At 61.9% G+C, this 24,777-nt stretch carries 28 protein-coding genes; 16 read left to right on the forward strand and 12 right to left on the reverse strand.

Going from position 1 to position 24,777, the window contains the following annotated elements; all coding sequences use genetic code 11:
- Positions 1-83 precede the first annotated feature (83 nt).
- On the forward strand, positions 84-656 hold the full coding sequence (locus ABTV87_RS11140) for a histidine phosphatase family protein (protein WP_433899495.1): 573 nt from the start codon (positions 84-86) through the stop codon (positions 654-656).
- On the forward strand, positions 653-1,408 hold the full coding sequence (gene cobF / locus ABTV87_RS11145) for a precorrin-6A synthase (deacetylating) (RefSeq protein ID WP_433899496.1): 756 nt from the start codon (positions 653-655) through the stop codon (positions 1,406-1,408). The genes ABTV87_RS11140 and cobF overlap by 4 nt, the downstream gene beginning before the upstream one ends.
- Here the strand turns inward: cobF and ftrA are convergent.
- Positions 1,377-2,366, reverse strand: coding sequence for a transcriptional regulator FtrA (gene ftrA / locus ABTV87_RS11150; protein WP_433899497.1), 990 nt, complete (start codon positions 2,364-2,366; stop codon positions 1,377-1,379). The two genes, cobF and ftrA, sit on opposite strands and share 32 nt — an antisense overlap.
- A gap of 100 nt (positions 2,367-2,466) precedes the next feature.
- Between ftrA and ABTV87_RS11155 the strand changes: the two genes are divergently transcribed.
- The 4 genes from ABTV87_RS11155 to ABTV87_RS11170 all read left to right on the forward strand — a co-directional run bounded on the left by ABTV87_RS11155 (position 2,467) and on the right by ABTV87_RS11170 (position 5,959).
- On the forward strand, positions 2,467-2,901 hold the full coding sequence (locus tag ABTV87_RS11155) for a rhodanese-like domain-containing protein (RefSeq protein WP_433899498.1): 435 nt from the start codon (positions 2,467-2,469) through the stop codon (positions 2,899-2,901).
- A 254-nt stretch (positions 2,902-3,155) separates the two neighbouring features.
- Positions 3,156-3,935, forward strand: a complete 780-nt coding sequence (locus ABTV87_RS11160) for an ABC transporter substrate-binding protein (protein WP_221535094.1) — start codon at positions 3,156-3,158, stop codon at positions 3,933-3,935.
- 128 nt (positions 3,936-4,063) lie between these two features.
- On the forward strand, positions 4,064-5,176 hold the full coding sequence (locus ABTV87_RS11165) for a succinylglutamate desuccinylase/aspartoacylase family protein (RefSeq protein WP_262160125.1): 1,113 nt from the start codon (positions 4,064-4,066) through the stop codon (positions 5,174-5,176).
- A 66-nt stretch (positions 5,177-5,242) separates the two neighbouring features.
- On the forward strand, positions 5,243-5,959 hold the full coding sequence (locus ABTV87_RS11170) for an alpha/beta hydrolase (protein ID WP_433899499.1): 717 nt from the start codon (positions 5,243-5,245) through the stop codon (positions 5,957-5,959).
- Between the two features lie 3 nt (positions 5,960-5,962).
- On the opposite strand, the gene ABTV87_RS11175 is transcribed toward ABTV87_RS11170, so the two are convergent.
- Together ABTV87_RS11175 and ABTV87_RS11180 are read right to left on the reverse strand one after the other, a co-directional pair.
- A complete protein-coding gene (locus ABTV87_RS11175; protein WP_433899500.1) occupies positions 5,963-6,529 on the reverse strand; it encodes a hypothetical protein in 567 nt (188 codons plus the stop codon).
- An 86-nt stretch (positions 6,530-6,615) separates the two neighbouring features.
- Positions 6,616-7,389, reverse strand: a complete 774-nt coding sequence (locus tag ABTV87_RS11180) for a hypothetical protein (protein WP_433899501.1) — start codon at positions 7,387-7,389, stop codon at positions 6,616-6,618.
- Positions 7,390-7,537: 148 nt separating this feature from the next.
- On the opposite strand from ABTV87_RS11180, the gene ABTV87_RS11185 reads away from it, so the two are divergent.
- Together ABTV87_RS11185 and ABTV87_RS11190 are read left to right on the forward strand one after the other, a co-directional pair.
- Positions 7,538-8,077 (forward strand): chalcone isomerase family protein, encoded by a 540-nt coding sequence (locus ABTV87_RS11185; protein ID WP_433899502.1) that lies wholly within the window; start codon positions 7,538-7,540, stop codon positions 8,075-8,077.
- 127 nt (positions 8,078-8,204) lie between these two features.
- Complete coding sequence (locus ABTV87_RS11190) at positions 8,205-9,473, forward strand: Nramp family divalent metal transporter (RefSeq protein WP_433899849.1); 1,269 nt, start codon at positions 8,205-8,207, stop codon at positions 9,471-9,473.
- Here the strand turns inward: ABTV87_RS11190 and ABTV87_RS11195 are convergent.
- Entirely contained in the window at positions 9,470-10,363 is an 894-nt protein-coding gene (locus tag ABTV87_RS11195; RefSeq protein WP_433899850.1) for a LysR family transcriptional regulator, read from the reverse strand. The two genes, ABTV87_RS11190 and ABTV87_RS11195, sit on opposite strands and share 4 nt — an antisense overlap.
- A 114-nt stretch (positions 10,364-10,477) precedes the next feature.
- On the opposite strand from ABTV87_RS11195, the gene ABTV87_RS11200 reads away from it, so the two are divergent.
- The gene (locus tag ABTV87_RS11200) at positions 10,478-11,080 is read left to right on the forward strand and encodes an NADPH-dependent F420 reductase (protein WP_085607579.1); all 603 of its coding nucleotides are present in this window, start codon (positions 10,478-10,480) and stop codon (positions 11,078-11,080) included.
- A 180-nt stretch (positions 11,081-11,260) separates the two neighbouring features.
- On the opposite strand, the gene ABTV87_RS11205 is transcribed toward ABTV87_RS11200, so the two are convergent.
- The 3 genes from ABTV87_RS11205 to ABTV87_RS11215 are packed head-to-tail and all read right to left on the reverse strand — an operon-like array spanning position 11,261 to position 13,842.
- Positions 11,261-12,442 carry an acetyl-CoA C-acetyltransferase gene (locus tag ABTV87_RS11205; protein ID WP_433899503.1) on the reverse strand — a complete coding sequence of 394 codons (1,182 nt, stop codon included), beginning with the start codon at positions 12,440-12,442 and terminating at the stop codon, positions 11,261-11,263.
- An 11-nt stretch (positions 12,443-12,453) separates the two neighbouring features.
- Positions 12,454-13,119 carry a CoA transferase subunit B gene (locus ABTV87_RS11210; protein WP_115077327.1) on the reverse strand — a complete coding sequence of 222 codons (666 nt, stop codon included), beginning with the start codon at positions 13,117-13,119 and terminating at the stop codon, positions 12,454-12,456.
- Positions 13,120-13,143: 24 nt separating this feature from the next.
- The gene (locus ABTV87_RS11215; RefSeq protein ID WP_007956274.1) at positions 13,144-13,842 is read right to left on the reverse strand and encodes a CoA transferase subunit A; all 699 of its coding nucleotides are present in this window, start codon (positions 13,840-13,842) and stop codon (positions 13,144-13,146) included.
- 266 nt (positions 13,843-14,108) lie between these two features.
- On the opposite strand from ABTV87_RS11215, the gene ABTV87_RS11220 reads away from it, so the two are divergent.
- Entirely contained in the window at positions 14,109-14,987 is an 879-nt protein-coding gene (locus ABTV87_RS11220; protein WP_007956275.1) for a LysR family transcriptional regulator, read from the forward strand.
- Positions 14,988-14,997: 10 nt separating this feature from the next.
- Here the strand turns inward: ABTV87_RS11220 and ABTV87_RS11225 are convergent, their stop codons facing one another.
- Positions 14,998-15,840: an NAD-dependent protein deacetylase gene (locus ABTV87_RS11225; protein WP_433899504.1), complete on the reverse strand. Its 843-nt coding sequence runs from the start codon at positions 15,838-15,840 to the stop codon at positions 14,998-15,000.
- 81 nt (positions 15,841-15,921) lie between these two features.
- A complete protein-coding gene (locus ABTV87_RS11230; RefSeq protein ID WP_085607571.1) occupies positions 15,922-16,968 on the reverse strand; it encodes a class I SAM-dependent methyltransferase in 1,047 nt (348 codons plus the stop codon).
- An 812-nt stretch (positions 16,969-17,780) separates the two neighbouring features.
- Between ABTV87_RS11230 and ABTV87_RS11235 the strand changes: the two genes are divergently transcribed.
- Together ABTV87_RS11235 and ABTV87_RS11240 are read left to right on the forward strand one after the other, a co-directional pair.
- Positions 17,781-18,620, forward strand: coding sequence for an HvfB family MNIO-type RiPP peptide maturase (locus ABTV87_RS11235; protein WP_433899505.1), 840 nt, complete (start codon positions 17,781-17,783; stop codon positions 18,618-18,620).
- On the forward strand, positions 18,613-19,362 hold the full coding sequence (locus tag ABTV87_RS11240) for an HvfC family RiPP maturation protein (RefSeq protein WP_433899506.1): 750 nt from the start codon (positions 18,613-18,615) through the stop codon (positions 19,360-19,362). Before ABTV87_RS11235 ends, ABTV87_RS11240 begins: the two co-directional genes overlap by 8 nt.
- Positions 19,363-19,503: 141 nt before the next feature.
- Here ABTV87_RS11240 and ABTV87_RS11245 read toward each other — a convergent pair whose 3' ends face one another.
- Entirely contained in the window at positions 19,504-20,811 is a 1,308-nt protein-coding gene (locus tag ABTV87_RS11245; protein ID WP_433899507.1) for an ATP-binding protein, read from the reverse strand.
- Positions 20,808-21,548, reverse strand: coding sequence for a response regulator (locus ABTV87_RS11250; RefSeq protein WP_085607563.1), 741 nt, complete (start codon positions 21,546-21,548; stop codon positions 20,808-20,810). The genes ABTV87_RS11245 and ABTV87_RS11250 overlap by 4 nt, the downstream gene beginning before the upstream one ends.
- 306 nt (positions 21,549-21,854) lie before the next feature.
- Between ABTV87_RS11250 and ABTV87_RS11255 the strand changes: the two genes are divergently transcribed.
- The 3 genes from ABTV87_RS11255 (at position 21,855) to ABTV87_RS11265 (ending at position 23,784) form a co-directional block, all read left to right on the forward strand.
- Positions 21,855-22,124, forward strand: a complete 270-nt coding sequence (locus tag ABTV87_RS11255) for a DUF2790 domain-containing protein (protein WP_007956290.1) — start codon at positions 21,855-21,857, stop codon at positions 22,122-22,124.
- Positions 22,125-22,153: 29 nt separating this feature from the next.
- Positions 22,154-22,492: a hypothetical protein gene (locus ABTV87_RS11260; RefSeq protein WP_127797616.1), complete on the forward strand. Its 339-nt coding sequence runs from the start codon at positions 22,154-22,156 to the stop codon at positions 22,490-22,492.
- Positions 22,493-22,569: 77 nt separating this feature from the next.
- Positions 22,570-23,784, forward strand: coding sequence for a cytochrome c biogenesis protein DipZ (locus ABTV87_RS11265; protein WP_221535107.1), 1,215 nt, complete (start codon positions 22,570-22,572; stop codon positions 23,782-23,784).
- An 18-nt stretch (positions 23,785-23,802) separates the two neighbouring features.
- Here ABTV87_RS11265 and ABTV87_RS11270 read toward each other — a convergent pair whose 3' ends face one another.
- The gene (locus ABTV87_RS11270) at positions 23,803-24,264 is read right to left on the reverse strand and encodes a GNAT family N-acetyltransferase (protein ID WP_007957180.1); all 462 of its coding nucleotides are present in this window, start codon (positions 24,262-24,264) and stop codon (positions 23,803-23,805) included.
- Between the two features lie 232 nt (positions 24,265-24,496).
- Between ABTV87_RS11270 and ABTV87_RS11275 the strand changes: the two genes are divergently transcribed.
- The gene (locus ABTV87_RS11275; RefSeq protein ID WP_007957179.1) at positions 24,497-24,769 is read left to right on the forward strand and encodes a DUF4242 domain-containing protein; all 273 of its coding nucleotides are present in this window, start codon (positions 24,497-24,499) and stop codon (positions 24,767-24,769) included.
- Positions 24,770-24,777 lie beyond the last annotated feature (8 nt).

Raw genomic sequence — 24,777 nt, forward strand, 5'->3', positions numbered from 1 at the left:
AGGCCGCCCGGTTTACGGCACAATTGCCGCCGCATCAGCGACTTTGTCGATGACCGTCCTGTTTTCCAGCCGAGTGACTTCCCGTGCAGACCACCCGTTTGACATTGATCTGCCATGCCAGAACAGTCGCACAAAAATTGGCGTGTTTTCCTACGAACGAAGCTGTTGAAGAAACGGCGCTGGCGTCCTGCTCGCTTGCTTCGCGTTTCGACACAGCTTCACGGCTGATTTGCGGCCCGGAGCTGCGTACCCGCCAGACAGCGGCGTGGTTTGGCCATGAAGCGCAAATCGATCAGGCCCTGCGTGATTGCGACTGGGGACGCTGGCAAGGTCAGTCGATCAAGGACTTGCAACGAAACGAACCCGAGGCATTGCAAGCCTGGCTCGAAGATCCGCACGCCGCACCCCACGGCGGCGAGTCGGTGGCGCAACTGCGCGAGCGGGTGGCCGCGTGGCTGGTTTCACTGCAAGCCACGCCGGGGCACGTGGTGGCGGTTACCCATCCGTTCGTGATTCGTGCTGCATTGATGCAGGTCGTGCAGGGCGAGGCGTTTCACAACATCGATGTCGAGCCGCTGGCGGTGGTCGATCTGCGGTTTACCGGGCGCTGGCGGCTACGCTTGTCAGGCATGAACCTGGAAGGAGCGGAGCAATGAAGCGATTGCTGGTGATCGGCATCGGTGCCGGCAACCCGGACTACATCACGATGCAGGCGGTGAAGGCGCTGAACCGGGTGGACGTGTTTTTCCTGATGGACAAGGGCCAGAGCAAGGACAAGCTGATCGACCTGCGGCGAGAAATCTGCGAGCGCTACATCACTGATCGTACGTACCGTTTCGCCGAAGCCCACAGCCCGGAACGCGAGCGCGGCGATGTGGACTACAGCGCCAGCGTCGATGATCTGAACCGCGCCAAGCAGCAAACCTTCGAACGCCTGATCAATAACGAATTGTCTGACGGGCAGTGCGGCGGTTTTCTGGTGTGGGGCGATCCTGCGTTGTACGACAGCACGATTCGTATTCTGCAGGCGATTCTGGCTTCGGGGCGATGTGAGTTTGAATTTGAAGTCATTCCCGGCATCACCAGCGTTCAGGCCCTGGCGGCACAACACAAGGTGCCGTTGAACACCATCGGTCGCTCGATTGAAATCACCACCGGCCGGCGCCTGGCGGCGGGGCAGGTGAGTGACACGGACAGTCTGGTGGTGATGCTCGACGCGGAAGATTCCTACCACCAGGTGGCGGATCAGGAGACCGAGATTTATTGGGGCGCCTACCTTGGCACGCCGGATGAAATCCTCATCCATGGCAAGCTCGGCGACGTTGCCGATGAGATCGAACGGGTGCGCAAAGCCGCGCGGGCCGAGCATGGCTGGATCATGGATACCTATCTGTTGCGCAAGCCTTGATCTTGCGACCGAAGCGCTCGCGATACACCGACGGCGGCACCCCGACCACACTGCGAAACGCCACACGAAAGCTTTCCACCGAGCGATAACCACAGCGCAGGGCGATCTGCTCGGTGTTCTGCGGCGTGCTTTCCAGCAATTCCCGGGCCCGGGCCAGGCGTTCGTGTTGCAGCCAGGCCTTGGGTGACTGGCCGCTGGCTTCGGTAAATTTGCGCAGGAAGGTGCGTTCGCTCATCGCCGCTTCGCTGGCCAGATCGCGCACTTCCAGCGGTTCGTGCAGGCGCTCGCGGGCCCACTGCATCACGCGCGACAGGTCGCTGCGCGGCGTTGGGCTGACCGGTGTCGGAATGAATTGCGCCTGACCCCCGGTGCGCTGCGGCGACATCACCAGCCGTCGCGCCACCGAGTTGGCGATCTGGGTGCCGAAGTCCCGCGCCACCAGGTGCAGGCAGGCGTCGATTCCGGCCGCGCTGCCGGCCGAAGTAATCAATTGGCCGGAATCGACGTAAAGCACGTCCGGATCGACATCGATGGCCGGGAATCGCTCGGCCAGCTCCGAGGTGTAGCGCCAGTGAGTGGTGGCGCCGTGCCCGTCGAGCAGGCCGCTGGCGGCCAGCACAAACACGCCCGAGCAGATCGACAGCAACCGGGCGCCGCGTGAATGGGCATCACGCAATGCTTCGAGCAAGGCCTCGGGCACTGGCGCACTGCGGTCGCGCCAGCCGGGAATGATGATGGTGCGTGCATCCGCCAACAGCTCAAGACCGCCATCGGCCAGCACCTGAATCCCGCCCATGGCGCGCATCGGGCCTTGATCGACGGCGGCGATGCAGTGCTCGTACCACGGGAAATCAAACTCCGGCCGGGCCAGGCCGAAGATCTCCACGGCGATGCCGAACTCGAATGTGCAGAGGCCGTCGTAGGCCAGAATCGCGACCAATCCAGGTGAATCAGGCATTTGGCGGAAAATTCCCGGTGAGTGTCTTGTGCGCCACTGTAGCGGCAAGCGGCGGCTCGATAAAGTCTGCTCATGCCCACAGACAAAGGAGTGATTCAACATGCCCAGCCTGGTTCGCGAAATTCCTGCCGCCCCTTCGGCCATTGCCCTGATGCATTTCAGCAATCGTCTGACCTTCGAAACCGATTGTTCCGACGTCTTCAGCAGCCAGGAAGCCGACGAAGTCGACTTTGTGCTGGTGGACGTGCGCGGGCCGCTGGCCTTCGAGCGTGGGCATGTCCCCGGGGCGATCAATATTCCGGGGCGTTTGCTGACAGCTGAAGGGCTGGCGGACTACCCGAAAAACACCCTGTTCGTGGTCTATTGCGCCGGCCCTCACTGCAATGGCGCCAACAAGGCCGCGGTGAAGCTGGCGGCGCTGGGTTATCCGGTCAAGGAGATGATCGGCGGGGTGACCGGCTGGCTCGATGAAGGCTTTCAGCTGAGTGTTGCGACACCGCGCGTCGCCGCCGCGCCGATCGCCTGCGATTGCTGATAGCCGGAGGGTTGCCGCTTCGGCGGCACCTTTTGTCGGCTTTGTCCTACAACCCTTGCACCGCTCTGGCGCACACTTTTCGCACGTGATGGCACTCGCCGATTTTCTGTAAGTATTTGTCGCTTAAACACAATTTGCCCCGTGCGCGCCGCCATAGACTGCCGGCCACTTCGGTTTCTTTGCGCTACACAGCCCAAGGCCGAACCTGACAATCGAAAGCTGCCAATAAAAGCCTCCGCACACGGGAGTAATAAATGAAAAAGCTGGTTATGTTCGGTGCCCTGGCACTGTCGATGTTGTCCCTGACCGCCGTGGCCGAAGACGCCAAACCGATCCGTATCGGTATCGAAGCCGGTTACCCGCCATTCTCGATGAAAACCCCTGACGGCAAACTGGCCGGTTTCGACGTGGACATCGGCGATGCGCTGTGTGAGCAGATGAAAGTCAAATGCACCTGGGTCGAGCAAGAATTCGACGGCCTGATCCCGGCGCTGAAAGTGAAGAAGATCGACGCGATCCTGTCCTCGATGACCATCACTGACGACCGCAAGAAAAACGTCGATTTCACCATCAAGTACTACCATACCCCGGCGCGCTTCGTGATGAAGGCAGGCTCGGGCGTGAAAGACCCGCTGGTCGAACTCAAAGGCAAGAAAGTCGGCGTGCTGCGTGCCAGTACCCACGACCGTTACGCGACCGAAGTGCTGGTGCCGGCCGGGATCGAGCTGGTGCGTTACGGCTCGCAGCAGGAAGCCAACCTGGACATGGTTTCCGGTCGTATCGACGCGATGCTGGCCGACTCGGTCAACCTGAGCGACGGCTTCCTGAAAACCGACGCCGGCAAAGGCTTCGAATTCGTCGGCCCGACCTACGAAGACGCCAAGTACTTCGGCGGCGGCGCCGGTATCGCAGTGCGTAAAGGCGATACCGAGCTGGCGGAGAAATTCAACAGCGCCATCAACGAAATCCGCGCCAACGGCAAGTACAAGCAAGTGCAGGACAAGTACTTCGACTTTGACGTGTACGGCCATTAATACGCCGTAGAAAAAAGTGGCCCCGTTGACGCGGTGGCCACTTTTTTTTCGCCCGTGATTTATCCTGTCAGCACATTTTCAATGCAGTCATTGCCCCGGCAACGACCACAGAATTCCCGGAGTTCCCCATGCAACGCATCGACCATCTTCTGCCCTGGAGCCACTTGGGCAGCGAACGTTCCCTGAGCGTGTTCCGTTACGGCGCCGGCCCGCGCAAGGTCTACATCCAGGCCAGCCTGCACGCCGATGAACTGCCGGGCATGCGCACCGCGTGGGAACTGAAAAAACGCCTGGCCGAGCTGGAAAGCAACGGTCAGTTGCAAGGCGTGATCGAACTGGTGCCGGTGGCCAACCCGATCGGCCTCGATCAGCACCTGCAAGGCAGCCACATGGGGCGTTTCGAGCTGGGCAGCGGCAAGAACTTCAACCGCTCCTTCGTCGAGCTCAGCGCGCCGGTGGCCGAGCGCGTCGGGAGTCAGTTGGGTAGTGATGCCCAAGCCAACATTGCGTTGATCCGCCAGACCATGGGCCAGGTCCTCGACGAACTGCCAGCTCCGGCCTCGCAACTGGAAGCGCTGCACCGCCTGTTGCTGCGCCACGCCTGTGAGGCCGACATCACCCTCGACCTGCATTGCGACTTTGACGCCGCGATTCATATTTACGCACTGCCGCAACACTGGCCGCAGTGGCAGTCCCTCGCCGCACGCCTGAAGGCTGGCGTGGCGCTGCTGTGTGAAGATTCCGGCGGCAGCTCGTTCGATGAATCCTGCTCTTCGCCGTGGTTGCGCCTGGCCCGGGCCTTCCCGAACGCGGCGATTCCACCGGCCAACCTCGCCACCACTCTGGAACTGGGCAGCATGGGCGACACCCGCGTCGATCAGGCTCAGGCCAATTGCGAGGCGATCCTCGGCTTCCTGGCCGAGCAGGGCTTCATCAGCGGCGATTGGCCGAAAGCGCCGGAAGAATGCTGCGAAGGCATGCCGTTCGAAGGCACCGAATACCTGTTCGCACCGCACCATGGCGTGGTGAGTTTCCTACGCGATGCTGGTGAATGGGTCGAGCGCGGCGATGCGCTATTCGAGGTGGTCGATCCGCTGAACGACCGCGTGACCACCGTGCGCGCCGGCACCAGCGGCGTGTTGTTCGCCATCGATCGCGGTCGCTACACCCAGCCGGGCATCTGGCAGGCGAAAGTGGCGGGGCGCGAGCCGATTCGAGTTGGAAAGCTGATCAACGACTGACACCCCATCCTCCGGATCACAGTGTTAGGCTCTGCCCCGAACCCTGCACTGTGTGAAGGAAAGCTTATGTTGAAGGTGTTTGCGCTGTTGACGCTGCTCGCGTCCACTGCCGTTCAGGCTCAGACCTCGCTGCAAAACGATCTGCCACTCAACTACCTGGCCCAGGTGCACCCGGACGCCGAACAGCGTCCGCTGGTGATTTTCCTGCATGGCTATGGCAGTAACGAAGCAGACTTGATCGGTATGAAATTTCAGCTGCCCAAGCAGTACAACTACCTGTCGGTGCAGGCACCGATGGCGTTGGGGGAGGGGCGTTTCCAATGGTTTCGCAAGAAAGGCGAAGGGGCCTACAACGGCGAGACGGATGATCTGAAGGCCAGCAGCCAGAAACTGCGGGCCTTTATCGCCGCTGCGGCGCAGAAATATCACGCGCAACCGGAGAAGGTGTACCTGATCGGTTTCAGCCAGGGCGCGATGATGACCTATGAGGTCGGACTGCGGCAGCCGGCGGCGGTGGGTGGCATTGCCGCGTTGAGCGGGCGGGTGTTGCCGGTGCTCAAGAGCGAGCTGAAGTCAGAGCAACAGCATCCGCCGCTGGAAATCTTCATCGGCCACGGCACGGCGGATGACCGTGTGCCGTACAGCGGTGGCACCGAGGCCGATGCGTTGTTGCAGAAGCTGTCGTACAAACCGCAATTTCATGCCTATCCCGGCGTCGGCCACAGCATCAGCGCGGCCGAGCTTCGGGATTTGAACGAATGGTTGCAGCAACTCAACCCGTGAAGATCACTTTTCCTTGAGGATGGTTTTCACCAGTGCCTCGTGACCGCTCTTGTCGCTGGCTCGGGAAATCACCTGGACCAGCGCCATGCGCGTGCCGGAACCGGCCAGCAACGTGGTGTTGAGAGTCTGGCCGCCGCCCTGGGTGGCGGTGCTGTCGACCTGACGCAGGCCCAGGCCATTGCCTTTCTGGGTCAGGCTCTTTTCGCTGAGTTTGTTGAAGTCCGGCAGGGCTTTGCGCTGGGCGTCGATGAAATCGGAGACGGTGCCGTCGAGGAACGTACTGTCGTTGTCCTTGACGTTGTTGCCTTCGGGAATCTGATTTTCGGCGACGATGACCACAGTCTTGGTGGCATCGTTGCTGTACATAGTGCCCTTGGCACCGGTCGGGCCGGCCGCTAGCGGGTCGCCGACAAAGCCCTTGGGCAGGACAAAACTGAATTTGCCGTCGAGCATCGAGACTTTCTCGGTGACAGCCTTCTCTTTGGCCTTGGCTGCCTGAGCATTGATGGCGCCGAAACCGGCCACCGCCGCCAACAACAGGACGACGGCTTTCTTGCTAAGCAATGACATTCGAATCTCCGAGGGATGGTCGCGCTTGGGCGGCGATCATCCCACGGAGCACACCCGGCACTCCAGAGCGGTTTGTCCAGGCGGGCTCAGTTCGGCGACGGTGTCGGTGCAGGTTTGGCCAGCAACTGCCGGGTGACGCCCAGCATCGCCACCGAAACGGCCACGGCCACCACGAAACCGCCGAAGCCCAGGCTTGGGACTATCAGCGCCAACACCAGGCAGAACGCCGAAAACGAATACATCCCCGTCGCTGTCGCCCGCAACAACGCGGCGGTAAACGCCGGGCCACGGGTCTGCTGGGAAAACACCGCCATCACGCTGCCGAGCACCGGGAACACCGCGAGCAGACCGCTCCAGCGTTCGCCGACGGTGCTGGCCAGCATCGTCACCACCAGTGTCAACGCCGCCCCGGCGATCATTCGCCAGACCAGTTTGTCCGACTTCGGCGCCGGGCCGCTGACCACCGGTTGCACCTTGGGAAACAGGTATGGCGCGGCAAGAAGGGCAGTTGCAGCGGCGGCAATCGAGAAAGGCAGCGAGGCCGGAATCAGCGACAGGATCAGCGCCAGCACGGCCCAGACCGATAAGGAAACCACCAATGCCAGCGGCCAGTTCGCCCGCTGGGCCACCTGCGCATAAGTGACGCAAAACGCGATCATCGCAAACATGGCCGACAGCGCCGCGACCGCCGATTGCGCGGCAAACGCCGGGCCTTGCTCGATGGCCAGAAAAAACAGAATGGGCCCGACCACCACCGGCAATCCCGACAGCCACCCGGCAACGCTGGGGCCCCATCGCTTGCCCGCGAGGGAAATCAGCAGCAGGAAACCGGGAATCAGCAGCAGTTTGAGGATCAGCACGCAGGTGTCTCCGTCGGGGTGAATGAGGGCCACGTTAGCATTGTCATGAATGGATTGCTGCATATGCATGCAAAACATGTATACAAAATGACGAGCGCGATAGCCGACTATGCTCTGAGTATCAGGGTTTACCGGAGTCGATGCCGCGATGAGCAGTACACCGAAGGTGTTGCGTGGATGCTGCGGGATCGGCTTGTGGGCCTTGTTGCTGACACCCACCTGGGCCAGTTGGCAGGACGCGGTGCCCGGCGCACAGATCATCGGCACCGGCGATTTCAGCGTGTTCGGTTTCGACGTCTACAACGCTCGATTGTGGAGCGCGGCGCGACCGCTGGCCGATGGGCAGCCCTTTGCACTTGAGCTGATCTACCGGCGCTCCATTTCCCGCGATGACCTGGTGAAGGCCAGCGTCGATGAGATCAGGCGTCTGGCCGGTGCTTCCCTCAGCCCGGTGCAACTGGCCGTGTGGCAAACCCACATGCAGCAATCGTTCGTCGACGTGCAGGCCGGCACACGCATCACCGGGGTCTATCTGCCGGGGCAGGGCGCGCGTTTCTTTGTCGGCCAACAGTTGCAGCATGAAATCGATGATCCGCAGTTTGCCCGGGCGTTTTTCGACATCTGGCTCGACCCGCGCACGCGCAGTCCCGAGCTGCGCCAGCAATTGCTCGGCAACGCCAAACCCTGAGCGCAGCACATCTGCGCTTGGGCACATCGACTGAAACGTCTAAGCTGCGTCTTTCGACTTGTTTCTGGATGTGTGCGTGAAATTCAGCTTGCCCAAAATCGCCACGGCGCCGTTCTGCCCGCCGGAGGTGGCCGGCAGTGTCCCGGTCGATCCCAACGCCTCGTTCTTCAAACGCGTGCTGCGCTTTGCCGGCCCCGGTTTGCTGGTGTCGATCGGCTACATGGATCCGGGCAACTGGGCCACCGCCATCGAGGCCGGTTCGCGCTTCGGCTACAGCCTGTTGTTCGTGGTGTTGCTGGCGAGTCTGGCGGGCATGGTCGTGCAATGCCTGTGCTCGCGATTGGGCATCGCCACCGGACGCGATCTGGCGCAGTTGTCCCGCGAACGCTACAGCACTGCGACGGCGCGGCTGCAATGGGTGCTGGCGGAAATCTCGATCATTGCCACTGACCTGGCTGAAGTGCTCGGCTGTGCGCTGGCGTTTCACCTGTTGCTGGGCTGTTCGCTGACGTTCGGCATCGCCCTGACCGCATTCGATACGTTGCTGGTGCTGGCCCTGCAAAACCGTGGTTTCCGCCGGCTCGAGGCGATCATGCTGGTGCTGGTGGGCACCATCGGCGCGTGTTTCTTCGTCGAGCTGTTGCTGATCAAACCGTACTGGCCGGACGTCGCCCAAGGCTTCAAACCGTCGCTGTCGGCGATCAGCGATGCCGCGCCGTTGTATCTGGCCATTGGCATCCTCGGGGCCACGGTGATGCCGCACAATCTTTACCTGCACACTTCGATCGTACAGACGCGACTGATCGGCAAGGATCTGGCCAGCAAGCAAGACGCGGTGAAACTGGCGCGCATCGACACCATTGGTTCGCTGGCGCTGGCGTTGCTGGTCAACGCGGCGATCCTGATTCTCGCGGCGGCAGCCTTTCATCAGTCCGGACACACCGACGTGGTCGACATCCAGGACGCCTATCACTTGCTCGACCCACTGGTGGGCGGCGCGCTGGCCAGCGTGCTGTTCGGCGTGGCGCTGCTGGCGTCGGGGCAGAGTTCGACCTTCACCGGCACCATCGCCGGGCAAGTGATCATGGAAGGCTATCTGAACCTGCGAATCCCTTGCTGGCAGCGGCGCCTGATCACCCGCGGGCTGGCGCTGATCCCGGCATTCATCGGCGTGTGGCTGATGGGCGACGGCGCGGTGGGCAAGTTGCTGGTGCTGAGCCAGGTGGTGTTGAGCCTGCAATTGCCGTTTGCGCTGTATCCGCTGATTCGCATGACCAACGACAAACAGCTGATGGGGCCGTTTGTGAACCGGTTACCGACCAAGGTTCTCGCGTGGGGATTGTTTGTGGTGATCAGCGGAGCGAATGCCTGGCTGATTCTGCAGCTGGCCGCCTAACGGCCAAACGCCTCGACCACAAAATCAATGAACACCCGGGTCTTGGCCGGCAGCAAGGTGCGGCTCGGGTAGTACAGCGAAATCGCCCCGGCATCGCACTGCCAGTCGGGCAGCAGCCGCACCAGCTCACCGCGTTCGATCTGCGCGCTGACATCCGGCAGCACCAGCATCGTCACGCCCAGACCCAGCAGCGCAGCGGTGCGCATGGCCATCGGGTCATTCAGCACGATGTTCGGGTTGAGCAGGGCGCTGGCCTGTTCGCCTGTTTCGTTGTGCATCTGCCATTGGCGCAGGCGCCCGGTGCGCAGGCCGCGCATGACGATGCCGTGGTGATCGGCGAGATCGGCCGGATGTTGCGGCAGGGCGCGTCCGGCCAGATACGCCGGCGACGCCACCGCGAGCACTTCGGCGGACGACAATGGCCGGGCGACCACGCCGGGCGTCAGTTCGAAGCCGCCGCCAATCGCCACGTCATAACCCTCGGCGATCAAATCCACCTGACGATTCTCGAAGTGCCATTCCGGGCGAATCAGCGGATAGCGCGCCAGAAACTCCGGCAGCAGCGGCAGCATGTGATCGATGCCGAATGTCGGCGGCAGGCTGATCTTGAGCACACCCGCCGGCTCGCCGCGTTCGGTCGCCACAGTGGCAATCGCGGCCTGCAAGGCGTCGAGGTTGCCGCCGATACTTGCCAGAAAACCTTCACCGGCCTCGGTTAGCGACAGCTTTCGGGTCGAGCGCTGAAACAGCCGCACGCCGAGATTGCGTTCAAGAATCGCCACGTTGCGGCTGACCGCCGCCGGAGTCAGCGCCAGCAACCGTGCGGCGGCGGAGAAGCTGCCGGTCTCGGCGCTGCGGACGAAGGATTCAAGATTGGCAAGGGTTTCCATGGTTTCGACCTGATAGCAATGCTTGAAGATCATTCAAGGCATTACCGGCTAATCAAGTGGGAATGGCAAGCGCAAGATTCGTTTCGAGTCTTACCCCACTTTGAGGAGAACACCATGAGCACTATCGGAATCATCGGCGCTGGCGCCATCGGTTCAGCGTTTGCCAAAGCCTTGTCACGTCAGGGCATCCCGTTGGTCATCGCCAACAGTCGCGGGCCGGACACCTTGTCGGAACTGGTCGCAGAACTCGGCCCGACCGCCCGCGCCGTTACCCGTGAAGAAGCCGCCGCCCAGGACATTGTGCTGGTCGCGGTGAACTGGTCGAAATTGCCGACGGCACTGGCCGGGCTGCCGGACTTTACCGGGCGGATCGTCATCGATGCCAACAACTCGATTGAAGCGCCATCGTTCAAACCGGTGGATTTGCAGGGGCGGCCGTCCAGCGAAGTGTTCGCCGAATGGGTGCCGGGCGCGCGGGTGGTCAAGGCGTTCAACCACTTGCTGGCGCGTTTGCTGGAAGCGGATCCGGCGTCGGAGGGCGGCAAGCGTGTGTTGTTCCTGTCCGGGGATGATGCGCAGGCCAAGGCAGAAGTCGGCGCGCTGATTGATCAGCTCGGCTTCTTCGGGATCGACCTGGGCGAATTGAGCGTGGGCGCGCGACTGGTGCAGTTCCCGGGCGGGCCGTTGCCGGTGCTGAATCTGGTGAAGTTCGCCTGATTCGATTGCTGAACTCAAACCAAAGTGGGAGCGAGCTTGCTCGCGAAAGTGGCTTTACATTCAACAATAATGTTGACTGTGCCGCCGTCATCGCGAGCAAGCTCGCTCCCACAGTTTTTTTGCGGCAGACAGCGAGCGGATGTCGTGGATCCACCCGCTGTCTGTTATTGCTCTTTGCGTTTAAGCGCGTTCCAGCGCCAGGGCCACGCCTTGGCCGCCGCCGATGCACAGGGTCGCCAGACCCTTTTTCGCGTCACGCTTGATCATTTCATGCAGCAGAGTCACCAGCACACGGCAGCCCGATGCACCGATCGGGTGACCGAGGGCGATGGCGCCGCCGTTGACGTTGACCTTGTCCAGATCCCATTGCAGATCCTTGGCCACCGCCAGCGATTGTGCGGCGAAGGCTTCGTTGGCTTCGATCAGATCCAGCTGGCCGATGCTCCAGCCGGCCTTGTCCAGGCAGCGACGAGTGGCCGACACCGGGCCGATGCCCATGATCGCCGGGTCGACGCCCGCGTTAGCATAGGCAGCGATTTTCGCCAGTACCGGCAGGCCCAGGGCCTTGGCTTTTTCGGCGCTCATCAGGATCACGGCGGCGGCGCCGTCGTTCAGCGACGAAGCGTTGCCGGCGGTGACGCTGCCGTCCTTCTTGAAGGCCGGACGCAGTTTGGCCAGGGATTCGGCGGTGGTGTCGCCGCGTGGCTGCTCGTCAACCTTGAACGCCACCGGATCGCCTTTGCGCTGCGGGATCAGGATCGGGGTGATTTCATCGACAAACCGGCCGGCCTCGATGGCAGCGGCGGCTTTCTGTTGCGACGCGGCAGCGAAGGCGTCCTGCTGCTCGCGGCTGATCTCGTAATTCTCGACCAGGTTCTCGGCGGTGATGCCCATGTGGTAATCGTTGAACGCATCCCACAGGCCATCGCTGATCATGGTGTCGACGATTTGTGCGTGACCCATGCGCAGACCGGTGCGTGCGCCCGGCATGACGTAGTTGGCCAGACTCATGTTTTCCTGGCCGCCGGCGATGATCACGTCAGCGTCGCCGCAACGGATCGCCTGGGCGCCGAGGTGCAGAGCCTTGAGGCCCGAGCCGCAAACCTTGTTCAGGGTCATGGCCGGTACGGCGTGGGGCAGGCCGGCCTTGATCGCCGACTGGCGCGCCGGGTTCTGGCCGGCGCCGGCGGTCAGCACCTGGCCCATGATCACTTCATCGACCTGAGCACCGTCCAGACCGGTCTGCTCAAGCAACTGGCGGATGACCGCTGCGCCCAGATCCACGGCGGAGACGGTGGCCAGCGATCCCTGGAAACTGCCGATCGCGGTACGCGTGGCGGCAACAATGACGACGTCTTGCATTTTCGAATTCCTCACTCGGCAGCGAACTGCATTTCCGGTACGTGATCCGGGACGATCAGTTTACCAGCGGTTTTGGCGACGATTTCCTCGACGCTGACGCCAGGTGCGCGTTCCTTGAGGACAAAAGCGCCATTTTCGATTTCCAGGTACGCAAGGTCAGTCAGGACGCGCTTGATGCAACCGGCGCCGGTCAGCGGCAGGCTGCACTGGCTCAGCAACTTGGACTCACCGTCCTTGGACGCGTGGGTCATGATGACGATGATGTTGTCGGCGCCGGCTACGAGATCCATCGCGCCGCCCATGCCCTTGACCAGTTTGCCGGGGATCATCCACGAGGCGATGTTGCCTTGCACGTCCACTTCGAAGGCGCCGAGCACGGTCAGGTCGACGTGACCGCCACGGATCATTGCGAAGGATTCGGCAGAGCTGAAGATCGACGCGCCGATGCGCGCGGTCACGGTCTGCTTGCCGGCGTTGATCATGTCGGCGTCGATGGTTTCTTCAGTCGGGAACGGGCCCATGCCGAGCAGACCATTTTCCGATTGCAGCATGACTTCCATGCCTTCGGGGATGTAGTTGGCGACCAGGGTCGGGATGCCGATGCCGAGGTTCACGTAGTAGCCGTCCTGCATTTCGCGGGCGACGCGTTGAGCCATTTGTTCGCGGGTAAGTGCCATGTTCTTGTTCTCCGTCAGCCTGGATTATTTGCGGATGGTGCGTTGTTCGATGCGTTTTTCGAACGTGCCGCAAATGACCCGGTCGACGTAGATGCCGGGCGTGTGGATGTGTGCCGGATCCAGCTCGCCGGGTTCGACGATTTCTTCGACTTCGACCACGGTGATCTTGCCGGCGGTGGCGGCCAGCGGGTTGAAGTTCTGGGCGGTGTGGCGGTAGATGACGTTGCCGAAGTGGTCGGCTTTCCAGCCTTTGACGATGGCGAAGTCGCCGGTGATGGACTCTTCCATCAGGTACTTGCGACCGTGGAATTCACGCACTTCCTTGCCTTCGGCAACCGGAGTGCCGACGCCGGTTGCGGTGAAAAAGGCCGGGATGCCGGCGCCGCCTGCGCGCATTTTTTCGGCGAGGGTGCCTTGCGGAGTCAGGACGACTTCGATGTCGCCTTTGAGCAGTTGCTCTTCGAACAGTTTGTTTTCGCCGACGTAGGAGGCGACCACCTTGCTGATCTGGCGGTCGGTCAGCAGCACGCCGAGGCCGAAGCCATCAACGCCGCAGTTGTTGGAGACGACGGTGAGGTCGCGGGTGCCCTTGCGCTTGATCTCGGCGATCAGGTTTTCCGGAATGCCGCACAGGCCGAAGCCGCCGGCGATCACGGTCATGCCGTCTTCAAGACCTGCCATGGCTTCCTCGTAGGAATACACGCGCTTGTCGAAACCTGCCATATGCACCTCTTTTATTGTTTGTCGGGCGGCTGGCTAGCCGAATGACTGGAGTGTCGCGCTGAAGGATATATTTGTTAAGTTGATTTTTAAGGTTGATTGATTGATAAAACTCAATAATTGACCTCGTTGATCGTTCCCACGCTCTGCGTGGGAATGCCTCTAGGGACGCGGAGCGTCACGGGCTGCGTTACCACGCAGACGGTTCGACGCCTCGACGTGGGAACGATCAATGAGGTGTTCAGCTTAGTCCCTTGAGTGAATCGTTCATGACCATCAAGCAGATCCGCGCCTTTCTTGCCGTGGCCCAGAGCCTGAGCTTCGCCGTGGCCTGCGAGCGCCTGCACCTCTCGCAATCGGCGCTGAGCCTGACCATCAAGGCGCTGGAAGAAGGCCTGGGCGGGCGCCTGTTCAGCCGCAACACGCGCAACGTGGCGTTGACCCCGGAGGGCGAATCGCTGCTGCCGCTGGCCCGGCGCCTGATCGCCGACTGGGACAACGCCGAAGACGAAATGCGCCAGCGCTTCAGCCTTCAGCGCGGGCGGGTGACGCTGGCGGCGATGCCATCGTTTGCCGGCAACCTGCTGCCGCCGATCCTCAAGACCTTCCGCGCGCGTTATCCGAACGTCAACGTCACGGTCAATGACGTGATCAATGAGCAAGTGCTGGAGATGGTCCGCGATCGCCAGGTCGAACTCGGCGTGGCCTTCGAGCCGATGCAGAACACCTCGCTGACCTTCACGCCGCTTTACCGGGATCGCTTCGTCGCCGTGGTGCCGCAGGATTCGCCGCTGGCCACCCGGAGCGACATTGATTGGCAGACCTTGTTGCAGGAACCGTTCATCACCCTGCAACGACCATCCACGGTTCGGGTGATGCTGGAAGAACACTTGCAGGCCCGAGGGATGAAACTGCCGGTGGAATTTGAAAGCCATCAACTGGCGACGGTCGGGCGGATGGTGGCGAGCGGGCTGGGCGTCAGTGCGGTGCCGGCGTTGTGTGCCGGACAGATGCGCGAACTGGGCGCGCATTGCCTGACCTTGCACGAGCCGGTGGTGGAACGGGCGATTGGCGTGCTGACGGATCCGGGGAATGAATTGTCGGCGGCGGCGCAGGCGCTTTTTGACATTCTCAAGGCTGAGCACTGACTTTGGGAGGTCACGAAGTCAGGCGTTGTGTCAGTAGCGGCAATAGCTGTTCGCAGGACGCTTCAATCTTCAAATCCAGCAACTCATCCGCCCGCGTCTTCCCCAGATTGATCGCAATCAGCGGCTTGCCCCGATCCGCAATCACCCGGCACAGGCGAAACGCCGAATACGCCATCAGCGACGAACCGACCACCAGCATCCCGGCGGCATTTTCCGCCAGCGCCATGGCCCGCGCCGCTGTCGGCTGCGCCACGTTCTCACCAAAAAACACCACATCCGGTTTCATCCGCTCGCCAGCGCAATGCGGGCAATGCGGCACCTGAAAGCGTGCCTCGAAGGCCGGGTCGAGCAGAGTGTCGCCGTCCGGTGCCTGCACGGCATCGACACCCGCCAGATACGGATTCTGCGTTTCCATCAAGTGCTGGATCGAATCCCGCTCGCTGCGCTGGCCGCAATCCAGACACAGCACCCGGTGCAGGCTGCCGTGCAGTTCGATGACGTCGTGACTGCCGGCCTGATCGTGCAGGGTGTCGACATTCTGGGTAATCAGGCCGCCAATCCGCCCGTGGCTTTGCAGACTGGCCAGCGCCTCATGGGCGGCGTTCGGCCGCGCCTGACGTACGCGCGTCCAGCCGAGCATGGCCCGGGCCCAATAGCGGCGGCGCGATTCCGGGGCAGCGAGGAATTCCTGGTACATCATCGGCTGCCGGCCACGGCGTACGCCGTCGGTGTCGCGGTAGTCCGGGATGCCTGACGGCGTGCTGATGCCGGCGCCGGTCAGCACAATGAAGTCGCCGTCGGCCATGACCTGTTGCAGATAGTCGAGCGGGTCGGGGAGGGGACGGTCGAGCATGATCAGCGCTCCGCAGGCTGTAAGTGCCTTGCAGGTTAGCACCGACGGACGCCTCTTTTCAGAGGCGTCCGCTGCCCGAGGTTACTTGCGAGCCTCCAGGATCAGGTTGAACGGCGTCTGCGTCGCCCGCCGAAAGTGTTTGAAACCCGCTTCGGTAAACACTTTGCGCAAGCGCGACTCGCCCGCCTGTGCTCCGAGACCGAGTCCCACTTCCTGGGACAGCGAGTTTGGCGTGCAGATGAACGTCGACGCGGCATAGAACAAGCGCCCGACCGGCGTGATGTTTTCGTCCAGGGTGTCGTTGGCAAAGGGTTCGACCAGCAGCACCGTGCCGTCGTCTTTCAGGGATTCAAAGGCATGTTTGGCAGCGCCGACCGGATCGCCCATATCGTGCAGGCAGTCGAAATAGCAGATCAGGTCATAGTCATCGCCGGGATAGCTTTTCGCGGTGCCCTGGAAGAACCGCGCGCGACTGCTGACGCCGCCTTCTTCGGCCCGTTGGGTGGCGACGGTGATCGAAGGTGCGTGATAGTCGAAGCCGACGAACCGCGAGTTGGGATAGGCCTGAGCCATGATCACCGTGGACGCACCGTGACCGCAGCCGATGTCGGCGACCTTGGCGCCTTCCTCAAGTTTGGCCACCACGCCGTCCAGCGCCGGCAGCCACTCGGCGATCAAATGCCCCTTGTAACCTGGACGAAAGAACCGCTCGGTACCGGTGAACATGCACGGATGGTGATCGCCCCAGGGCAGGGCGCCGTTGCCGCGCATGGCCTTGACCAGTTTGTCCTTGTCATGGAAAAACGACGCCACCACCCCGAGGCCGCCGGCCACGTACACCGGCGAATCTTCCTTGGCCAGGGCCAGCGCCTGTTCTTCCGGCAGACGAAATTTGCCGTCGTGGTGTTCCATGTAGCCGGACGCCGCGTGGGCGCTCAGCCATTCGCGCACCAGTCGCGGGTTGCAGGTGGTTTTTGCTGCGAGGGATTCGGGGCTGACCGGCTGGCTGTCGGCCATCGCCCGATACAGGCCGAGTTCTTCGCCGACAATGACATTGGCCAGCATCGCCGCGCCGCCCATGTCGTTGACCAGTTTGCCCATGAACTCGTTGAGTCTGGCCTCGTCCATTTCATGTGCTCCTTTGACAGGATCACAGTCCGGTGGCGTTGGGGGTCGAGGCATTCACCACCGGGCGGTGGTCGTGGAAACGGGCAGGGCGACACTGCTGTCCTGCGTCCCCCTCGACTGGGTACTGATTGAGTCTAGCCGCTGTTGGCGCCGGTGGGAGCGGGCTGTGTGGATTTCGGGGCTTGTATCGCGATGGTGCGCTCTCCCACTTTAGCGTGGGCTCCCGAATTATCCGCCGACGGTTCCTGTCCTATGCCAAACGATGCGACTCAGGGCGATCTCGCCAAGAGGCCAAGACAAACCGCCGGCCCATGTCCGCCTGGAGCAAATGATGGGCGAAAAAAAACCGCCTTGCGGGGCGGTTTTTTAGCAAGCCTCAGATTGCGGCTGAGGCTTAGTGCGTCTGACCGGAAGCACTGGCGTGGAAGGCATGTTATTGAGCTTTTTCTGTCCTTGCAATGCAATTTTTACCCACCATGAGCAGGTGAGTTTGAGATCTTGGGCAGTGTTTTCAGTACCTGATGTCGCAGCTGGTTCTCGTGCGAAGGTAGGGCATTTCGTCTGCATCTGTAGGTGTCATCCGTAAGCTCTGGATATACAGGGTTGTATGTGCAGTTTTTGAGTTGGTTTAAACCGATGAACTCGCCGTTCACGAAGGAGGCAGCGAGTCTGTATCCCATTGTGTACAGGCTCACCACCGATACAAATCCCGCCACTTCCCGCGCATTACCCACACAGCCGCGATACACCCGCCGGTTTTACTGAGCCTGTCAGTCGCCGCACCCGGCGGCTCCTCAGCAGAGATGTTGCCCATGCAGATTACCCACCCCACCTTGCAGGCCAGTGTCGGGCTCGGCCTGCGTCGCGGCCTGATGAAAGACTTGCAAGCCGCTCGCACCGGCGATTTCGACTTTCTTGAAGTCGCCCCCGAAAACTGGATCGGCGTCGGCGGTGCCCATGGCGCTGCGTTGCGCGAGCTGGCCGAGCGATATCCGTTGTCCTGCCACGGGCTGTCGTTGTCGCTCGGTGGCTCGGCGCCGCTGGACGTTGGTTTCCTCCGGGAAGTGCGGGCTTTTCTCGATCATCACAAAGTGCCGCTGTACAGCGAGCACCTGAGTTATTGCAGCGACGACGGTCATCTCTACGACCTGCTGCCGCTGCCGTTCACCGAGGAAGCGGTGCACCACGTCGCCGCACGGATCCGCCAGGCCCAGGACATCCTCGGTCGGCGGCTGGCGGTGGAAAACGTTTCCTACTACGCCGCGCCCCGGCAGGACATGGACGAAGTGACCTTCACCAACGCTGTGCTGCGCGAGGCCGATTGCGATCTGCTGCTGGACGTCAACAACGTCTACGTCAATTCGATCAACCACGGTTTCGATCCGCAGACATTTCTGGCTGCCATCGAGCCGGGCCGGGTGGTCGGGATGCACGTGGCGGGGCATTTCGACGAGTCCGACACGTTGAAGATCGACACCCATGGTGCCTCGGTCAAACCGGTGGTCTGGGCGTTGCTGGCCGACGCCTATCGCCGATTCGGCGCGCAGCCGACCTTGCTGGAGCGGGATTTCAATTTCCCGTCGTTTTCTGAACTGGTGGCCGAGCTGCAAACCATCCGCCGCCTGCAAGCCGAAGGAGGCCCGCGTGGATAATCTGCTACTGCAACAACAGGCCCTGACCCGCTATTTGCGCGATCCAGAACATGAAGCGCCACCCGCCGACATGAACGCTGCGCGGGTCAATGTCTATCGCGACCTGGTGTTCAACAATGTCTCGCAACTGCTGGGCGGTACGTTTCCGGTGCTGATCCGGATCATCGGCCAGGAACGCTGGCGCACGTTGATCCGCGGCTTCCTGCGGGACTACCGCGCGCAGACGCCGAAATTCGGCGAGATCGCCGAGGAGTTCGTCGGTTACCTCGCCTCGGAGCCGGCCGTATTGGGCGACCTTAAATGGCCGGCTTTTCTGGTGGAGTTGGCGCATTACGAATGGGTGGAAATGGTGTTGCAGCAGTCCGACGCCGAAGCCTTGCCCGCGAGCGATCCGGCGCAGTTGCTGGAGCGGCCGTTGCAGGTTTCGGCACTCGCCTGGCCCTTGGCGTACACCTGGCCGGTGCAAATGCTGGGGCCGGATCATCAACCGGCCACGCCACCAGCCCAGCCGACGCTTTTGTTGGTACGGCGCACGACGGACTGGAACGTGAAGTTTTCCGAGCTGAGTCCGCTGGCCTGGCGGTTGTTGCAGCGCATTGGCGAGTTCCCTGCGCTGAACGGTCATGAACAACTGGAAGGGCTGGCGATGGAGGCGGGTTTGCCGGTAACGGCATCGTTAATGGACAGCGGTCTGGCGTTGTTGCGGCAGATGCATGAGGACGGTGTGTTAGGCATTACCTGATTTCGCAAACACCGCAAATCCTGTGGGAGCGGGCTTGGTCCGGGCGGCGATCCGACGAAGAGGCCGGTACAGTCAATGTATTCATCGACTGAACAGACGCCTTCGCGGGCAAGCCCGCTCCCACAGGAATTTATGTTTGCTTTAGGTGTGCAGTGGCAGCTTCAGTTCAGCACACAACCCGCCACCTTCACGGTTGCTCAGATTCAGCGAACCGCCCAGCGCCATCGCCAGTTGCTGGGCAATCGCCAGCCCCAGCCCGGTGCCACCAGTGCTGCGGTTACGAGAGTTTTCCACGCGGTAGAACGGCTCCATCACCTGGGCCAGTTCTTCTTCGGCGATGCCCGGGCCGCGATCCATGACCTTGATCGACAGGCCGCTTTTGTCCCGTTGAATCAGCAACTCGGCTGCCCCGGCGAACTTCAGCGCGTTGTCGGTCAGGTTGACCAGCACTCGGCGCAAAGCGTGGGGGCGGGTGTCGATGACCGCCTCACTCTTGCCACTCAACTGCACTTCCTTGCCCATGTCCTGATAGTCGAACACCAGGCTGTCGAGGAACGAATCCAGATTGGTGCGCCGGCTTTCCTCGGTCGAGCCGTGGATGCTGCGGGCGTAGGCCACACCTTCGCGCACCAGATGTTCCATCTCGCCGAGGTCGTTCCACAATTTGTCTTTCTCGGCCGAATCGTCCATGAACTCTGCCCGCAGCTTCATGCGGGTGATCGGGGTTTGCAGGTCGTGGGAGATCGCCGCCAGCAGTTGCATGCGTTCTTTCAGGTACGCGGCGATGCGCGCCTGCATCGAGTTGAAAGCGCGGGCGGCGTAGGCCACTTCGTTCGGGCCTTTTTCGTCGAGGTTGATCGGGTGGGCGTTGGGGTCGAGGGTTTCCACCGCGTTGGCGAGGCGGGTGAGGGGGCGGATGGCGATGCGCACCGCCAGCCAGGTGCAGGCGAGCATCAGCGCCAGTTGACCGAGCAACACCACCGGCAGCCACGGCGACAGCGGCACCATCGACGGACGCACATCGATGGTCACCGGGCTGCCGTCGCTCAGGCGCAGGTGGCCCTGAAAGTGTTTTTTCGGGCCGGGAATGTCGGTGAAGGTCAGCGGGTACGCTTCGCCGATCGCATCGGTGATCGAGGTCACCGCAATCGGCACTTCGCCCGGACCGATCGGCGTACCCGGTTCGCCTTCGCTCAGCAGATAGCCGTAATTCTTGCGGGCCAGGCGCTTGAGCCACATCGGGCGCTCTTCGGCGGGCAGGCGGTCGAGGATGGCAATCGAGGTCGAAACGTCGGTTTCGAGGTTGCCGAGCATGGTGTTTTTCGCGCTTTCGTAGCGCTCGTAATATTGCGCGCCGAACGACAGCGCCTGAGCGAGGATCAGGCCGATCAGGAAAATCAGCGACAACCGGGAGGCGAGGGTGCGCGGCCAGCGCAGGGCGACATTCATGCGGGGGCTCCGAGGACTTCGACCGGCAGCGAAAACACATAGCCTTCGCTGCGCACGGTCTTGATGTAGGCCGGTTCGCGGGCGTCATCCAGCAGGCGCTGGCGCAGACGGCTGACCAGCAGATCGATGGAACGGTCGAACAGATCGGCGTCGCGGCCCTGTGTCAGGTTGAGCAGCTGATCGCGGCTCAGCACCCGTTGCGGATGGTCGAGGAACACTCGCAGTAATCGGTATTCCGCGCCACTGAGCGCGACCATGGTGCCGTCGGTGTCCAGCAGATGCCGGGCCGACGTATCGAGTTGCCAGCGACCGAACGCCAGCAGCCGACCGCTTTCGGTGACCACCAGATTCGGCGGCAGCATCCGTGTGCGTCGCAGGACGGCGTTGATCCGCGCCAGCAGTTCGCGGGCGGCGAAGGGTTTGGTCAGGTAATCGTCGGCGCCCATTTCCAGGCCGAGGATGCGGTCGGTTTCATCATTGCGCGCGGTGAGCATCAGGATCGGCGTGGCCCTGTGTTTGCCCGAGCGCAATTCGCGGCACAGCAGCAGGCCATCGTCGCCGGGCATCATGATGTCGAGCACGATCAGGTCGACGGTGTTGGCTTCCAGAAAGCTGCGCATCTGCCGGCCATCGGCAACCACTGTGGTGCGCAGGCCGTTCTTCTTCAGGTAATTGCCGACCAGTTCGCGAATCTCGCGGTCGTCGTCGACGATCAGGATGTGATCGACATGTTCCATGGGGCCAAACCTCAATCAAAGGGGATTGCCGGGCAGTCTATCGAGCCTGCGCGAGGCCGCCTGCCTGCCTTTGTATTGCAGTGTATCCAGCGCTGTGACGGATACACGCCGACGCAAAAAGCGGATTTTTACAGGGTTTTGTATCGCTGTGTATCCCGGGCGCGTGCGGATACGTAGCGATTTATACACGGCATTTGCCGACACATGCGCGATACCTCGCGAGCTTTAAATGAGCTCCATCGAGGCACACACAGAACGCCTCGGCCAAATCAACGATTCAACCATTGAAGCCCCGAGGAAAACGCCATGAACACCAAGACCAAATCGATCGCTGCCGCTTGCCTGTTTGCCGCTTTGAACATCTGCACCCTGTCGGCCCGCGCCGAAGCCGATGTCACCCCGCAAACCTACTCCTACGGCAGCCACCTGGACATCCAGAAAGTGGTGTCGCTGAAACAGGACAACTCGATGACCTGCGGCATCGTCGACGCCCGCCTGACCTACCTCGACTCGGCCGGCAAGACCCAGGTGCTCGACTACCGCAAATTCGCCGACGGCTGCAACGAAGACAACTGATTACCCACCTCTATAAAAGGAACATCGCCATGAACAACGTATCGCGCTATCTGACCGCTGTTGCCTTCTCCCTCGCCGGCGTCGCAGCCCACGCCAACGCTGCCGTCGAACAGAACAGCTGTGGCAGCAGCACCTGCTTCCAACTGGCTCCGGTGGCCAAGCCGGGCAGCGACGGCCTGATCGCCGCCGACGGTTCCAGTCGTACGCCACAAGGCCAAACACTGGCTGCCGACGGCTCCAGCCGCACGCCACAGGGCCAGACACTGGCCGCCGACGGTTCCAGCCATACGCCGCAAGGCCAGATGGTGGCTGAAAACGGTGCTAGCCGTACGCCACAAAGCCAATGGCTGGACAGCCAGACGGCTTGAGGATTGAAGGGGGCTGCCTGTAACAGACGGCCCCCGATCCAGTCGACAGACCACCCCTCATTCAAAAGGTGAACCTCATGTTTCTCATCGCTTTCCTGGGCGGTCTGTTGACTGTCCTCAGTCCGTGCATTCTGCCGGTGGTGCCGTTTCTGTTCGCCGGTGCCGACCGCACCCGTTCTTCGATCCTGCTGACCCTCGGCGGCATGGCCCTGACCTTTGCCCTGATCTCCAGTCTGGCGGTGGTCAGCAGCGAGTGGGTGATCCAGGCCAGCAACACCGGTCGCCACATTGCGCTGGCGGTGATGGTGCTGTTTGCGCTGTCGCTGATTTCCGCCCGTATCGGTGACTGGCTGGCCCGGCCCTTCGTGCTGCTGGGCAATCGCCTCGACCCGGACAGCCGGAAAAAAGCCGGCCCGATGGCGTCGATCATGATTGGTGTCGCCACCGGTCTGTTGTGGGCGCCGTGCGCCGGGCCGATCCTCGGCGTGATCCTTACCGGCGCCATGCTGCAAGGCGCCAACGCCCAGACCAGCCTGTTGCTGCTGGCCTACGGTGCGGGCAGTGCGTTGTCGCTGGGGACGCTGATCTTCGCCGGTCGCGGGCTGGTCAACCGGCTGAAACCGTCGATTCCGTTCACCGGCTGGTTCCGTCGCGGTGCGGGTGTCGCGGTGCTGGCGACGGCGGCGGTGATCGCCACCGGTGCCGATAATCTGCTGCTGGCCAACACCTCGTCCCAAGGCGTGGCGTCGGTCGAGAAAAGCGTGCTGGAAAACGTGCCGAAGGTGGTGGACTACTTCGTCAGCAAAGTCCGTGCGGACTCGACCGAAGACGAAGCCGGCAAAGGCGCGATGCCGTCGCTGTCCGGCGCGGTGCAGTGGCTGAACTCGCCGGAACTGACGGCTGAGTCCCTGCGCGGCAAAGTGGTGCTGGTGGACTTCTGGACCTACGACTGCATCAACTGCCAGCACACACTGCCGTATGTGAAGGAGTGGGAGAAGAAGTACGGCAAGGACGGCCTGGTGGTGATCGGCGTGCACACCCCGGAATACGGCTACGAGCGGATCATCGACAACGTCAAGGATCAGGTGAAGAAGCTCGGCATCACCTACCCGGTGGCCATCGACAACAACTACGCGATCTGGCGCAACTTCGATAACCAGTACTGGCCGGCGCATTACCTGGTCGACGCCAAGGGGCAGGTGCGTTACACCCACTTCGGCGAAGGCAGTTATCAGGCGCAGGAGCAGATGATTCAACAGCTGCTCAAAGAGGCCAAGGCGCCCGCTGCGTAAACCGCAAAACTCAATGGCTCACAGGTCGCGCACCATGAGCCATTGTTCGTTGCCCCAGGCGTGAAAACGCTCCAGCACCGTCCAGCCGCGTTTGGCGTAATAGTCCTGTTTGCTCTGGGTGTGCAGGTAGAAACGCGGCAGGCCCCGGTGTTTCGCTTCTTCGGCAATGCCCTCGATCAGCCTTTCTGCCAGACCCTGGCCCCGCGATTCAGGGCTGACCAGCACACAGGCCAGCCACGGTCCCAGATCCGGTCGAAGGGCAAGGTCCGCCCGGGCCAGTGCCGCGCCGCCCAGCAGTCGATCCCCGTCCAGCGCAATCAGGCAACGCCAGTCGCCATTGGTCTGGCCCTCGGCAAATTCGCGCTGCCATTCGGCCAGGGGTTGCTCGGCATATTCGTAATGAAACTGTTGATGGATCCATGCCGCGTAAGTGTCGCTGTGCTGCATGTGATCGGCGAGCCATTCGAAGCGCAAGGACATGATCGAATTCCGTTCCGGAGGAGGGCCTGCATGAGAGCCGATCAGCCGGCGCGTTGGCAACCCCCCCCCGACAGTGTTTCGAGGCCTTTACATAATCCCGCCATTCATCGGCCAGCGCCCGGTTTTACAGGCTCTCCGGACGATTGGCAGGGACGCCGCACAGCGCCCGCGCGATAGTGGGCGAGCAGGGCCGCCACGGCCCTGACATCCATAAAAAGAAAGCGAGGTTGCCATGCCGAAGTTCGTGATTGAACGCGAGATTCCAGGAGCCGGAAAGCTATCGGAGCAAGAACTCAAGGCCGTATCGCAAACGTCCTGCAACGTGCTGCGTGAACTCGGGCCAGAGGTGCAGTGGCTGCAGAGTTATGTGACTGCCGACAAAATCTATTGCGTGTACATCGCACCCAACGAAGAGCTGGTGCGCGAACACGCCAAGCGTGGGGGATTTCCAGCCAACAGCGTGTCCCGGGTGACGAGCATCATCGACCCGACCACCGCCGATTGACCCCTCTG

Origin of the sequence: Pseudomonas sp. PSE1(2024), from assembly GCF_050990555.1 — a bacterium.
GTDB lineage: Bacteria > Pseudomonadota > Gammaproteobacteria > Pseudomonadales > Pseudomonadaceae > Aquipseudomonas > Aquipseudomonas aphyarum.